This is a genomic window from Rhodovarius crocodyli, from assembly GCF_004005855.1.
Lineage (GTDB): Bacteria > Pseudomonadota > Alphaproteobacteria > Acetobacterales > Acetobacteraceae > Rhodovarius > Rhodovarius crocodyli.
This window is the reverse complement of the sequence record NZ_SACL01000002.1, coordinates 586,084-598,958: the sequence shown is the minus strand read 5'-3', so window position 1 is coordinate 598,958 and position 12,875 is coordinate 586,084. Positions and strand designations below refer to the sequence as shown.

General features: G+C 64.0%; 16 protein-coding genes. 7 read left to right on the top strand and 9 right to left on the bottom strand.

The annotated features are described in order from the left end of the window. Position 1: 1 nt before the first annotated feature. From EOD42_RS08845 to EOD42_RS08840, 3 genes are read right to left on the bottom strand one after another with little or no spacing between them, the layout of a single operon-like run. Positions 2–247, bottom strand: coding sequence for a hypothetical protein (locus EOD42_RS08845; protein WP_127787116.1), 246 nt, complete (start codon positions 245–247; stop codon positions 2–4). Continuing rightward, a complete protein-coding gene (locus tag EOD42_RS25850; protein ID WP_164867839.1) occupies positions 244–417 on the bottom strand; it encodes a hypothetical protein in 174 nt (57 codons plus the stop codon). The genes EOD42_RS08845 and EOD42_RS25850 overlap by 4 nt, the downstream gene beginning before the upstream one ends. A 34-nt stretch (positions 418–451) precedes the next feature. Next, positions 452–658 carry a hypothetical protein gene (locus EOD42_RS08840; protein WP_127787115.1) on the bottom strand — a complete coding sequence of 69 codons (207 nt, stop codon included), beginning with the start codon at positions 656–658 and terminating at the stop codon, positions 452–454. Between the two features lie 181 nt (positions 659–839). On the opposite strand from EOD42_RS08840, the gene EOD42_RS08835 reads away from it, so the two are divergent. From EOD42_RS08835 to EOD42_RS08825, 3 genes are all read left to right on the top strand, one after another. Beyond that, a complete protein-coding gene (locus tag EOD42_RS08835) occupies positions 840–1,160 on the top strand; it encodes a hypothetical protein (RefSeq protein WP_127787114.1) in 321 nt (106 codons plus the stop codon). A 386-nt stretch (positions 1,161–1,546) separates the two neighbouring features. Continuing rightward, on the top strand, positions 1,547–1,873 hold the full coding sequence (locus EOD42_RS08830; protein WP_127787113.1) for a hypothetical protein: 327 nt from the start codon (positions 1,547–1,549) through the stop codon (positions 1,871–1,873). Next, positions 1,870–2,754, top strand: coding sequence for a peptidoglycan-binding domain-containing protein (locus EOD42_RS08825; protein ID WP_127787112.1), 885 nt, complete (start codon positions 1,870–1,872; stop codon positions 2,752–2,754). Before EOD42_RS08830 ends, EOD42_RS08825 begins: the two co-directional genes overlap by 4 nt. A 430-nt stretch (positions 2,755–3,184) precedes the next feature. Here the strand turns inward: EOD42_RS08825 and EOD42_RS08820 are convergent, their stop codons facing one another. From EOD42_RS08820 to EOD42_RS08800, 5 genes are all read right to left on the bottom strand, one after another. Next, a complete protein-coding gene (locus EOD42_RS08820; protein WP_127787111.1) occupies positions 3,185–3,922 on the bottom strand; it encodes a Crp/Fnr family transcriptional regulator in 738 nt (245 codons plus the stop codon). Positions 3,923–5,252: 1,330 nt separating this feature from the next. After that, positions 5,253–5,465: a hypothetical protein gene (locus EOD42_RS08815; protein ID WP_127787110.1), complete on the bottom strand. Its 213-nt coding sequence runs from the start codon at positions 5,463–5,465 to the stop codon at positions 5,253–5,255. Between the two features lie 230 nt (positions 5,466–5,695). Then, positions 5,696–5,884, bottom strand: coding sequence for a hypothetical protein (locus EOD42_RS08810; protein ID WP_127787109.1), 189 nt, complete (start codon positions 5,882–5,884; stop codon positions 5,696–5,698). Beyond that, on the bottom strand, positions 5,881–6,387 hold the full coding sequence (locus EOD42_RS08805) for a YciE/YciF ferroxidase family protein (RefSeq protein WP_127787108.1): 507 nt from the start codon (positions 6,385–6,387) through the stop codon (positions 5,881–5,883). The genes EOD42_RS08810 and EOD42_RS08805 overlap by 4 nt, the downstream gene beginning before the upstream one ends. A 174-nt stretch (positions 6,388–6,561) precedes the next feature. After that, on the bottom strand, positions 6,562–6,969 hold the full coding sequence (locus tag EOD42_RS08800; RefSeq protein WP_127787107.1) for a hypothetical protein: 408 nt from the start codon (positions 6,967–6,969) through the stop codon (positions 6,562–6,564). A 215-nt stretch (positions 6,970–7,184) separates the two neighbouring features. Between EOD42_RS08800 and EOD42_RS08795 the strand changes: the two genes are divergently transcribed. The 3 genes from EOD42_RS08795 to EOD42_RS08785 all read left to right on the top strand — a co-directional run bounded on the left by EOD42_RS08795 (position 7,185) and on the right by EOD42_RS08785 (position 11,133). Beyond that, positions 7,185–7,436: a hypothetical protein gene (locus EOD42_RS08795; protein WP_127787106.1), complete on the top strand. Its 252-nt coding sequence runs from the start codon at positions 7,185–7,187 to the stop codon at positions 7,434–7,436. A 557-nt stretch (positions 7,437–7,993) separates the two neighbouring features. Continuing rightward, positions 7,994–8,575, top strand: a complete 582-nt coding sequence (locus EOD42_RS08790) for a biliverdin-producing heme oxygenase (protein ID WP_127787105.1) — start codon at positions 7,994–7,996, stop codon at positions 8,573–8,575. Between the two features lie 2 nt (positions 8,576–8,577). Further along, positions 8,578–11,133 carry an HWE histidine kinase domain-containing protein gene (locus tag EOD42_RS08785; protein WP_127787104.1) on the top strand — a complete coding sequence of 852 codons (2,556 nt, stop codon included), beginning with the start codon at positions 8,578–8,580 and terminating at the stop codon, positions 11,131–11,133. On the opposite strand, the gene EOD42_RS08780 is transcribed toward EOD42_RS08785, so the two are convergent. Beyond that, positions 11,123–11,758, bottom strand: coding sequence for a glutathione S-transferase family protein (locus EOD42_RS08780; protein ID WP_127787103.1), 636 nt, complete (start codon positions 11,756–11,758; stop codon positions 11,123–11,125). The two genes, EOD42_RS08785 and EOD42_RS08780, sit on opposite strands and share 11 nt — an antisense overlap. Positions 11,759–11,842: 84 nt before the next feature. On the opposite strand from EOD42_RS08780, the gene EOD42_RS08775 reads away from it, so the two are divergent. Then, the gene (locus tag EOD42_RS08775; protein ID WP_127787102.1) at positions 11,843–12,874 is read left to right on the top strand and encodes a DNA topoisomerase IB; all 1,032 of its coding nucleotides are present in this window, start codon (positions 11,843–11,845) and stop codon (positions 12,872–12,874) included. Position 12,875 lies beyond the last annotated feature (1 nt).

Genomic DNA, 12,875 nt, shown 5'->3' with positions numbered 1-12,875 from the left:
GCTATGTCAGTGCCTGCCATCCAGGCAGCAACTCGACCGTTTGGCCTTCGCTCGCAATGATCGCCCGCTCCACAAAGGGAGCATCCCGGCCAGCGGGATAAGAAGTTACAGCCCCGACCATGAAGCGCTCCGCAATGGTCGAGCTGCGCCCGAACAGCGGCACCTCAAACACCGCGCCGACAGCTTCGGGGATGTCGGCGCGGCCGATCAGGCGCTTCTCGCCGTCGATGTCGCGATAGACCTTCACGGCAGCACCTCCTGGCCGTCCTCCACCAAGTAACCGCGGGCTGTCAGCCAGCGGACCAAGATGATGTTCATCAGATGGGCCCTGTTGCAGCCTGCGTTCGACGCGGCCTGATCGAGCGCGGCTAGCGTCGATGCCTCGACACGTGTCCCAACAAGCTTAGTTCTGCTCATGGCTCCATCCTGCCCTGTGGCCGCGAAGGGCTGATCAATCGCCAGTCGGAAGTATGCTTTCATCGGGCCCAATCACGCCTTGCTTCGCCGCCAGCGCGAATGCGGTCACATAGACCACCTTGCGTCCCTGGCTCCCCAACTGATGCCAGAGTTCGAACAGGCGTTCCCTATCCTTTGGGCCAGGGTTGGGCACGTCAGCGCCCGGACGATTGATGTCAAATCCGAAGGGTGTCGTTTCCAAGATGCGAACTCCTTAGCCTTATGCGCTCTGTCCTCCGCATCTCTAAGTCCATCCCCCGGAATGGGTTGCTATGATCAGCCGTAGGGAATGGACGCGCCGAGGCGAACTCCCGCCAACTGGCTGAAATGCAACGCCTTCGCAACTAACTTCAAGTTGAAGATTGAAGCGGCTTATCCTCATCATGCGTCAGCTGCTGCTCATCCGGGGCGCGATGCAGACCTTCCCAGACATGGCGCAAAACGGCGGCTTCGAAGGTCCGCCCACAATCGTTCAAAGCCTGCTCTGCGTAACGCAGCATGGCAACAATGGACTGCTCAGCGTGCTGCATTTCGTCGCTCTCATTTTGAAGAAGCACTTGCCCAACCCCGTTTTGTCGATGCCCGCCAATGATGCGACTCGGCGCAAACGAAGCAACTTAAGGTTGCAACATCACTCACAAGTGAGCGAGGAAGTGTTGCCGGAAAGACACAACTTTAGGTGGCGGATCGAGCTTCGGATGTAAGCAACTGGAATCACTGATGCATCGCTAGACCGGAGTTCAATTGTGAACATGCGTTTCTGAATTCCATTAACAACTTTTGAGAAGATTCGCGGCGTTCGGCCCTCTCAGCGGAATTGACTGCCAGCCAAAGCTGAAGCAGCGCCGCCCTGGCACGTCCTTTCCCAGGAATTAATGCCACGTCATGTTGATGCGATTCGGCAATTTTGATCCGCTTTCGCATCGAAAACATAGGCACTGATCTTGAGCTCTTCGCCGTAAGCGTGTGTTCGGCGGTTCGATGCAACTCAGCTCCTAGCCTGTGAAGAACCACGAATTCTGCGCCCTGGCCTTCAGGCGCAGCTGACCCCGCCGCGGGAAGCGGCAAACCTTACAATCAGGAGATCCTCATGGATCAGTTCGTACAGGCCCTGTGGGGCTTGGCGGCGCCTTCGGTCGTCGCCCTCGCCGTTTATGGCATCAAGGCCCTTCGCGCCTTCATGCTCAATCAGATCCAGCAGCGCCTGGGCGATGGCGCCGCACGCATCGCGGGCGAGATCATCGCGCAGCTTGGCGCTGGCCAGCCTGCAGCTGCGCCTTCCGTGGACTGGCTTGACGCTGCTGCCTCGAAGCTCCGCGAGCGCTTTCCGGACAGCACGGCCAACCTGCCGCAGGACACGCTCGTGGGCATGATCCGGGGCGAGTTGGGCAAGCTGGGCCAGGCGGTGCCGCGATGAGCGAAACGGTCCTGCCTGGCACCCGCGTCCTGCGTGTCGGCGCCCGGGGCGAGGATGTCCGCTGGGTGCAGCAGCGCATCGGCGGGGTGATGATCGATGGGGTCTACGGGCCCCAGGCCGCCGGCGCCGTACTTGCCTGGCAGCTGAAGCATGGGCTACTGGGCGACGGCACAGTGGGGCCTCGAACCTGGCTCGCACTGGGAGCGCAAGGCGTTACCGCCGATCCGGGGTTGAAACCAGCGCCCGCGACTTCTGGGTTCAGCATCCGGATCACCCCCGCGATGGTGAGGACAGGCTTTCCGAAATGCGATGCTCCCGATGTCTGGGCGGGGGCTTTGACCGGCGCCTTCGCGCGCTTCCCGGCCTATACCCGATTGGGTGCGGCCGGCGTCATCGCCAAGGCCGAAATCGAGACTGGCGGCCTGACCCGGATCGATGAGAACCTGTTTTACACCACCGAGGCGCAGGTGCGGCTGATGTTTGGCTCGCGGGCCGGCGCCAACCCCGGGGCGTTGCTGCGCAACCCGAAGGCGCTGGGCGACCAGGTGTATGCTGCGCTGGGTGGGTATGAGGCCCGTGGAGGCGGCATCGTTCAGCTGACCGGGTACGACAACCAGCTGGCCTATGCCAGCTATCTTGGCATGAGCCTGGCCGATGCCCGCGCCTACATGCGCACCGTCCCGGGCGCCGCACTGACGGGCCCCTGGTACATCTGGCATTTCGGCGGGCTGGAAGCGGCCAACCGCGGCGACATGCGCGAGGTGCTGCGCATCGTGGCAGGAAAGCGGACCCAGGCCGCGCTGTCAGGCATCTGGGCCAGCATCCATGGCGATGACCAGATGGCGGCCTTCCAGCGCTGGCGTCGGATCTTGGGGGCCTGACGAGCATCTTGCGCGCAGAGCTGCTCTCGAGCCCTTCCGCATCGCATAGCGCTGCACAGAACCGGTGGCTGTTTCTTTTCCTGGCGACCATTCAGCTCTGCTCTGGCTGAATAGGGCCTTCCAGCCGCAAATCTGGTCGGCCCAACCAGTGCTGGAGCAGATAATCGTTGGCGGCCGCGCCAACTTGGATAAGGTGCCACAAGGCAAAGAGGTATGAGAGGATGAGGTCCGCCGAAAGAGGCGCTCACAGGAGATTCGGCCGCGTCAGATTAACGACAGCCGCACTCTGCATCATATACGCATTAATACTTATAGTTGCTATATGCTATATGGTAGGAATTTGGAAGTGATGCTCATAAAGTCGAGCTTTTACTTTTTAATTTCGCAGTTTTCGTTTCAACTGCACGGTGCCAGGGACTACTGAAGCCTCTCACTCTATGTCTCCTTCGGCCATGGCGGCGAGGGCCGGTATGTCGGGGAGCTCCACCCTGCCCCGGCCCAACTCCTTCACAAAGCCGCGCTTCTTCAGCTGCGTGAAGGCGCGGCTGACGGTTTCCAGCGCCAAGCCCAGCAAGTCACCGATCTCGGCTCGGGTCATGGGCATGTCCAGGACATCATAGCTCTGGCCCCGGCGGCGCGCCGCCTCAGCCAGCGCGATCAGGAAGGCAGCGACGCGCTGCTCCGCCTGGCGGCGGCCGACGGTGACCAGTTGCTCCTGGGCCTCGGCCAGTTCCTGGCTGCACAGATCGATCAGGCGTCGCTGGGTGGCCGGGAAGCGCGCCAGCATTCCTTCGAAATCAAGCCGCGAGATTCGGCACACCTGACCCTCGGTCAGCATCTCCGCGTCGGAGGCGAAGCTCCGACGGGTGGTAAAGCCAAGGATGTCACCCGCGAAACGGAAGCCGACCACCTGCTGCCGACCATTTGGAAGCTGACGCGTTAGCTTCGCCACGCCACGCATCAGCATGACCACGGATTGGGCGCTGTCGCCCTCGTGGTACAGCATGTCGTGCGGGCGCACGGCGGTGCGCCGGGTCTCGTGCGAGATTTCCTCCAGCCCCGCCGTGTCCAGCGCGGCGCAGATGCCGGCGGTGCGCCCCCCGCAATTAGCACAAGCAGCCGGGACTTCTTGAGGCGCAGTCCGTACGATTAATGAATGATTAAGCATTGCAGCCTCCCATCTATCGAATATCCTGGAAGACTAGACGGATTCAAGTTTCACTGACGTTATCTTGTATCCAATCCAACACATTCTGGATGGCAGTGGGCGCGTGCTTGCCGATAACGCGTGATCATCAGTGTCCGCGGATAGCTGCAAGGGACGACCCCGCGATGACCGGCTGCTTCGTAGAGGCATCGCTTTCGGTCGTCCCCGGCACTTCGTCGAGCATCCACAGGCGCTGACGCAGCATTCCCGATCGCCCCGCGTCCGCCCCTGATCGAGAACGCGGTGCAAGGCAAGGAACTGCTCGAGGATCTGACGCCTCCAGCCATGCCTCAGGCCACCAGCAGATGACCGACTCAAGAAGTCGGCTTTATCGAGTAATGGATTGCTTCGTATAAGGTTGCCCAACCATCAAGGCATGGGTTGCAGGTCGTGGATGTAAGCCTTTAGCGATCGCGCTGTCGCGGATTCCTTCCCAGATGTGCCTTAAGAGGATAGCGGAGTACACTTCCCCATCATATCGAAGGCGAGCCTCAAGATATTGAGCGATTTCCAGAATGTCATAATGATCAAGTTCTGCCATGACTGAACCGTCACGCAGAATTTCATAATCAATATCGAAATTTACTCCGCACATGAAACCAACTTCTCCAACCCGTTCCGTTACCCCGTCTAAACATTATGGGGCATATCGTTCGCAATCCTTTTCGAGATTCTTTGCGCGATTTGTAACGTTCTCGTAGCCGACTCGGCGTCAAGTCTTTGAAATGCCATTTCGTTAGGTCGTTCCACATTACGGCGGGCGTAGAGAGCCTCCGCGCGCGGGGCGGCAGTGTCTCTCAAACTAATATATTATTGCTATTTCGGATCGAAATTGGACTCCCGATGGCAAGGTGCGGCCTCAGTCCCGAAGCTGACCGTAACCAGCCCCTTATGCCGACAGCATTATGAGGCCGGACCAGCTGGATCGGCGTGGCTTTGCGCTTCGTCTAAATGGGCCTCACCGTCATGAGCTGGCGGTGCCGCATCTTTTGGGAACTCCGAACTATCCGTTCCCGCCACGTAGGAGCCGCGCCATACCGAGAGCGCCTCCCACTCTCCAACGGGAAGGCTTTCCTGGCCTGCGGGGCCGTGAAACACCACGGTTCCGGCATCCCTCCGTATGGGGACCGCCGGCCTACCGTTGTATTCCTTGATCAGCGAAGCTTCGAACATGCCCAGGGTTCCAAACGCCCGCGCATAACGCCCTGGTCGCTCGAGGGTTTCCGCAGAACCCCAGTAACCATCTCAAGCGCTCAGAAATTGTGAACGCAGGTCGCGATTATCTGAACCCTTAGAGTGGCGCGTCGACCACCATCTTGATGGTGTAGTCGCCACCTTCTTCAAACTCAGGATAGCCGCCCAGTGCGGGACGGGTCCACCGCAGCATGTCATCCAGCGTTTCTGCGTCCGCAATGAGGCCCTGATAGGCACCCGCGCGGGCGACCCATCTGCAGGCAGGAACGTCACGTTCTACGTGAAGCAGGATGACGCCAGGCGCAGCCATGTTCAAACCTTCCAATGGCGGATTTCTCGAACTGAACGCGCAACGGGCAATGTCGTTGCGTGCTTTGGGATGCAAAAGCGGCGGGACCGCTGGAAGATCCCGCCGCCCTGGAGACCCCCGGAAGCGTCCTAGTCATCCGCGGGTTATGTATCTGGGGTCACATTATGTGCCCTCGCATTCACATGGGTTAATTCCTCCGCCTCGAAGCGAGCTCGTGAGCGGATCACGCGCTAACGCGCAGTCTGGTCCTTCAATGCGCCGGCCGTTTCCCCGTCAGGCTTAGCCTTGGGGCGCTGGTTCCTTTTTGCTCGCTCGGCGTGGCTTTCGACCTCATCGGCTTGCTTGCCATGGGCGTCGGTGCTCCGCGTGTCGATGTCACCCTTCTTCGAACTGCCGGGGTTGGGCTTGCCGACGGTCATGCCTCTTTGCCCGCTTTTGCCATATCGTTGGCGCCGGCATCGGCCAGGGCGGTCAGGTCTTCGTCGGTCTTGCTCTCCTCCTGGAGATTTGCATCGAGCAAGGCCACGGCATCGGCATAGCCCAGAACCTGCGCCCAACGGCGCAGCGTCCCGTAACGGGTGATCTCGTAGTGCTCGACCGCCTGGGCCGCGGAGATCAGCCCGGCATCGACAGCTGGGGTTCCGCCGTACTCTTCGATAATCTCCTCGCCTTCCGAGACGATGCCCTCGATCGCGTCGCAAGTCTTTCCCTGCGCACGCTTCCCGATGATCTCGAAGACTTGCTGCAAGCGCTCGACTTGCCCCTCGGTCTCGGCCTTGTGTTTCTGGAAAGCATCCTTGAGCTCGGTCGACTGCGCCGCCCTGGCCATTTTTGGCAGGGTTTTCAGTATCTTTCGCTCAGCATAATAGATATCCTTGAGCGTGTCATGAAACAGATCGGCGAGCGTGTTTTGCTTGGCCATGGTTTCCTCGCTGCATGGGTTGCCCGAGGTTCTGAACTAATCGGCTGCACCAGGGTTCCAGCCTGAAACAAACAATCCAAGAAATTTGAATTGTTTCAATACCAAAGCCCAAGGTCGGATATTGCCTGGCCTGCTGAAAATACCAAGTATAAATTAGCAAGAACGGAGAGGCTCTTAGTGTAGAGCCTCATCGGCGCGCCGATCGCTGAAATAGTCCGGCACACCCGTCAAGGCTTCAGCAAGGGCATCGCTGCGCGCAATCAGTCGGGAGGCGACGTGCTGCTGCGGCCCTCCTGAAGGGTGCCTGTCCAAGAACGCCAGGCATGCAATCCGGCAGAAGCCTAAGCGCACGATCAACCGCTGCTCGCCTGGAAGTATAGGCGGTACTTCAGGTTCGAGGCGGCCCGGCCATTCTGCCATACCGACAACCACAAGCAGTTCCCCAAGGAATTGATCGAGCTTCTTTACAATAATGCTGGCTGGGTCAGCTGTCCGCCGCCACTCTAGCGCAAGCATGATAAATGCCTCACATTCGGCAATCGTTGCTCCGCGCATAGGATTATATTTAACTTTATTGGTCACCAGGTGCCTCTGGCCCATGAGCGAATTCCCCACATTATTTATTCACTAAGCACATTCGAAAGCTATCATTTATCGGTGGCGCAATGAAAGCGAAAACGCGACAACTTTACTGACAATTATCTCAATAATATGCGGCCGCATTGACTCGACCGCCGCGTTCTGGTCAGGCATCTCGATGCCGCGGCGCGCGTCCCAGCAAAGACGCATGCCGAAAGATGGCCGTGGAGGAGCAGTTGAGCTGCGAAGCACCCGATCCCACACCTGCGGAGCAGTACGGCTTCGTGGAGGCCCGCGATGTGATCTGGCGGCTGGTAGAGACCGAAAGCTTCGATGCCGTAGATGTCTGCCGTGGCGTGCTCAAGGCCTCCATTTCGCGACTTCAACGCGTCATGCCGGACGCGGAGATCGCAACGATGCTCTATCGATACGCGGACGAGCACGCGACGTGGCGTCGGGAGGAAGATTAGTTCTCGGCCTAAGTCTCCCACCAGCCGGCAATCACGCCCCACGGGTCTGCCCCGTCTGCCGTTCTCATCAACCGCCTTGCAACGCCAGGAGAGGGGATTGCGGGAGCCAGAAAATAGCGGCGCCGATTGCGATGCCGGAATGGACACGCGAGCTGTGCTGACGGGGGTGAGGGGCGATCAGTACTGCGGGACGCTGCCGCCTCGAAGACGCAATTGCGGACGCCTTAGCCATAGTCCATAAGGCAATGGCAGTTTGGAAATCGACGTGTAACCCATTGTTTTTTCGTAGCTGCGATCTACCGGGTTGGAATGCCATCTATCTGAAAGTACATTCCCCGCCGATTTCCGTAGGGGTCACCACTCTCTCTCCTTCATGGCATCGGCAGTCGCGGGCGGATTATTTCGCCCGGCGCGCAACCTTCTGCTCCCTTTGTCGTTATCGTTCCGACGGGGGCATTGTATTTCGGTCGGCACTCGCCAAACGTGACTGGCTGAAGGATTTGGTTCGAGATGGCCCGCCTGCCCCACTGGACATCGCATTCCGGGAAACCGGCTGCTTGAGCGGCACCGCCCCTCAAACCGGCCTGCGCCAGGCGCTTCGCTCCGGTACGCGCGATGCCCATGCCAGGCTCGATTCCGCACTCCCTGCCCTCGCCTTTCACGATCCGCGGCTCTACGCAGCCTTCCTGCGCTGGCATGCAGCCATCGTCCCGCCGCTGGAACGGGCGCTGGAACAGGCAGGGATCGCCCGATTGATCCCCGATTGGGCCGAGCGGCGCCGGCGCGACGCGCTGCTGGCCGACCTGAGGGCGCTGGGCGCCGCCTGCCCGCCTGCTGCCTGGATCCCCGCGCCCACGGGCGATTCGGCCATGGTGGGCACGGCCTATGTGCTGGAGGGCTCGCGCCTCGGCGGGGCGGCACTCGCGCGCACCGTGGCGGCATCGCTGCGCCCCGCCGCCACCGCCTATCTCGAGCACGGCGCGGGCGAACGCCTCTGGCCGCGCTTCGTCGAGATCATCGACACCCTGCCCGGCATCTGCGCCGCCGAGGCGGCCGCTGCCGCCAACCGGACCTTCGCCCTGTTCGAAGCGGCGATGCCCGCCTTCGGCCCCGTACTTCCTGCCCAGGCGGAACCCTGATCATGCCTTTGGAATCCACCATCCCGGTCCCCGCCGTCGACCTGACCAATTGCGACCGCGAACCCATCCATCGCCTGGGCCGCATCCAGGGCTTCGGCCTGCTGATCGCCACCTCCACCGACTGGATCGTGCAATATGTGTCCGAGAATGCGGGCGAATGGCTGCACCAGCCCGCGGGCGCGCTGATCGGCCAGCCGATCGCCAATCACGTCTCACCCGAATTCCTGGCCACGCTGCGCGAGCACCTGAACCTGCTCTCGGGCGCCGATGATGTGGAGCGCGTCTTCGATCTCTCCATCCACGCGGGCGGGGAGATGTGCGACGTCGCGCTGCATATGGCGGGCGACCTGATCATCATCGAGTGCGAACCCGCGCGCGCGGGCCCCGAGAGCAATGATTCGATGGTCCGGCGCATCGTCCAGCGCCTGCACGCCGCCCCCTCCATCGAGAAACTGCACGACACCGCCGCCCAGCTGGTGATGGCGCTGACCGGCTTCGACCGGGTGATGATCTATCGCTTCCTGCACGACGAGAGCGGCGAGGTGATCGCGGAGGCGCGCCAGCACGGGATCGATTCCTTCCTCGGCCAGCGCTACCCGGCCTCCGACATCCCCCGCCAGGCGAGGGAGCTGTACAAGCGCAACCCGATCCGCATCATCGCCGACGTGGATGGCCCCTCCCACGCCATCCTGCCGCTCTCGGCGCCAGACGGCATGCCGATCGACCTGTCCAACTCCGTGCTGCGCTCGGTCTCGCCCATCCATCTGGAATACCTGCGCAACATGGGGGTCTGCGCCTCCATGTCGGTGTCGATCATGCTGCGCGGGAAGCTCTGGGGGCTGATCGCCTGCCACCACTACTCGCCGCGCCGCGTGCCGCTGAACGTGCGCACCGCCACCGAACTGGTGGGCCGCGTGTTCTCCCTCGCCCTCGATGCCCAGATCCGCGACAGCGAGATGGAGGCCGAGCGGCGCGCGCTCGACTTCCACAGCAAGGTGCTGCGCATGGTGGGCCCGCAGGAGGGCCCGGTGTCCCAGCTGACGGATCTGTTCCCCGAGATGTGCGCGCTGGTCGAGTGCGACGGCATCGGCATGATCGTGGACGGCAAGATCCGGCTGTGGCGCCACGCGCCCGACCGCATGCAGTTCCTGGAGCTGGTGGACTTCCTGAACCGCCGCACCGCCGCCGGCAGCATCCAGGTGACGCATGAGCTGAGCCGGATCTTCCCCCGCGCCAAGGCCTTCGCCGAGCGTGCCTCCGGCATGATGGCCATCCCCGTCTCCCGCCGGCCGCGCGACTATCTGGTGTTCTTCCGCAAGGAGGTGGAGCGCGAGATCCGCTGGGCGGGCAATCCGGAAAAGCCCGTGACGGTCGGCCCGCTCGGCGCGCGGCTGACCCCGCGTGAGAGCTTCGAGCTGTGGCGCGAGACCGCGCGCGGCCAGAGCGAGCCCTGGACCCTGGCGCAGCGCCGCCTGGCCGAAGGGCTGCGCGTCAGCCTGCTCGAAGTCATCCTGAAGCATGCCGACCTGCTGGAGAATGAGCGCAAGGCCGCCCGCCAGCGCCAGGAACTGCTGATCGGCGAGCTGAACCACCGGGTGCGCAACATCCTGGGGCTGATCCGCGGCCTGATCCGCCAGGTGGACACCGACCGCTCCGCCGAGGATTTCGTCGAGGTCTTCGACCACCGCGTGCAGGCGCTGGCCCGCGCGCATGACCAGCTGACGGCGCGGGACTGGAGCTCGGGCTCGCTGTTCGAGCTGATCGAGACCGAGACCACGGCCTTCGGTGCCGATAGCCCCGGACGGGTGGTCATCGAGGGCGAGGATGTCGGGCTGAAGCCGCAGAGCTTCTCGGCCATGGCGCTCGTCATCCATGAGCTGACGACCAACTCCGCCAAGTACGGCGCGCTGCACACCCAGACCGGCCGTCTGTCCGTCAGGAGCACGCTGGACGAGGCGGGCTGGCTGACCCTGGAATGGGTCGAGAGCGGCGGCCCGCCGGTACAGGCGCCCAAGGATGGCGGCTTCGGCGCCGTCCTGATCGGCCGCACCGTCGCCCATGACCTGGGCGGCACGGTGGATCAGGATTTCCGCCTGGACGGGCTCAGGATGACGCTGCGCGTGGCGCCCGAGCACATGGCCCGCCTGACCGGCGCGGGGGCCCGCCGGGCCGCGGAGCGCGCGCGCAAGGGCGGGCTGACCTTCCCCCCCGGCCGCGGCCTGGTGGTGGAGGACAACGTCATCATCGCCATGGACAGCGAGATGACGCTGCGTTCCATGGGCTGCGAGGGGGTGGTGCTGGCCTCCAGCGTCCGCCGCTCGCTGGAGGTGATCGCCAAGGGCGATATCGGCTTCGCGGTGCTGGACGTGAACCTGGGCCAGGAGACGAGCTTCCCCGTCGCCGACGCGCTGGCCGAAAGGGGCATCCCCTTCATATTCCTGTCGGGCTACGCCGACAGCATCTCCTTCCCCGAGGCGCACAAGAAGCGCCCGCAGGTGCGCAAGCCCTTCGATGCCGCGGCGCTGAGCAAGGCGCTGGCCAGCGTGTTCAGCGACTGAGGGCGGGCGCGGCACTGCCCATCCCGGCGGGCGGCACCGTCCGCGCCACGCAGGGGCGGCCGGCCGCGGCCTCGAACAGCGCCCGCAGCGCCGGGCGCCCTTTGCCCCATGCAAAGGCCGTGTGGCGCCGCTCGCAGTACCCCAGCGCCGAGACCAGGGCGAGCCAGCCGGCATCGCGGCACGCGAAGCCACCGTCGCGCACATCGGCCTCCAGCGCATCCGCCGCCCGTTCCGCCCGCGCCTCCTCCAGCGCGATGACGCCGGGCGAGCGTTCGCAGGCCGGCCGGCGCAGTTCCCGGTTCCACACCGCGATGCCGTCGATGAAGCCCAGCGCCCGGCCATAGGCCGCGAGCAGCCCCGGCCGCTCCGGCCCCGGCAGCAGTCGGCGCGCGGGCTCCACCAGCGCATCCAGCATCATCAGCACCGGGGTGGTTTCCGTGACCGTGATGCCGCCGGGCAGCAGCAGCGCCGGCACGCGCCCCAGCGGGTTGTAAGGCAGCAGGTCGGAGGCGGGGTCGCGCAGCGTCGTCTCGGTGACCGTGACGCGATCCTCCAGGCCCAGCTCGATCACCGCCATGCGGGCGATGCGGGCATAGGGTGATCCGGGCGCGTGAAACAGGCGCATCGCTGGCTTCCTCCGCTTTGCCGCGAGCCTCCTCCGGCGGCGGCCGCGCGGCAACCCACCCGGGCGGCGCCGCGTTTGGCCGCCATGTCCCACAGCGATGGCGAAGCGGCCGGCCTGCGTTATGTCTCCGCCGAGGAACCCGGCATCCGGCGCGAGGGGATGCCCGGCGCCTTCACCTATCGCGATGCCCGGGGGCGGCTGATCCGGGGCAAGGCCGCGCTGGAGCGCATCCGCAGGCTGGCCGTGCCGCCCGCCTATACCGATGTCTGGATCTGCGCGACCGCTGACGGGCACCTGCAGGCCACGGGGCGGGACGCGCGCGGGCGCCGCCAGTACCGCTATCACCCGGATTGGCGGGCGGCGCGCGACGGCAACAAATTCACCCGGCTGCTGCACTTCGCCCGTGGCCTGCCCGCCCTGCGCGAGCGGGTGCTGGCCGATATCGCCCGCCCCGGCCTGCCGCGCGAGAAGGTGCTGGCCACCGTGGTCTGGCTGCTGGAAGCGACGCTGGCGCGGGTGGGCAATGAGGAATACGCCCGGCTGAACAAGAGCTTCGGCCTGACCACCCTGCGCAACCGGCACCTGGACGTGAAGGGTGGCGAGATGCGCTTCCACTTCACCGGCAAGGGCGGCAAGCCCTGGCGGGTGCGGCTGCAGGACCGGCGCATCGCGCGGATCCTGCGCCATTGCCAGGACCTGCCGGGCCAGGCGCTGTTCCAGTACCGCGACGAGGATGGCGGGCTGCAATCGGTGGGGTCGGCCGATGTGAACGGGTATCTGCGCGAGATCACGGGCGAGGACGTGACGGCCAAGGATTTCCGCACCTGGGCCGGCACGGTGCTGGCCGCGCTGGAGCTGGCGGCGATGCCCGCCGCCACCGGCATCGGCATGACGCGCGCCCAGGCCAAGGAGGCGATCGCGCGGACCTCCGCCCGGCTGGGCAACACCCCCACCATCTGCCGCAAATGCTACATCCACCCCGCCGTGCTCGAGCACCATGCCGAGGGCAAGCTGCGGATCACGCTGCGCCGGCCTGGCGGCAAGGGCCCCGCGCTGCGGCCCGAGGAAGCGGCGGTGCTGCGCTTCCTGCGCCGCTGCGCCCGGCAGCCGGGCTGAG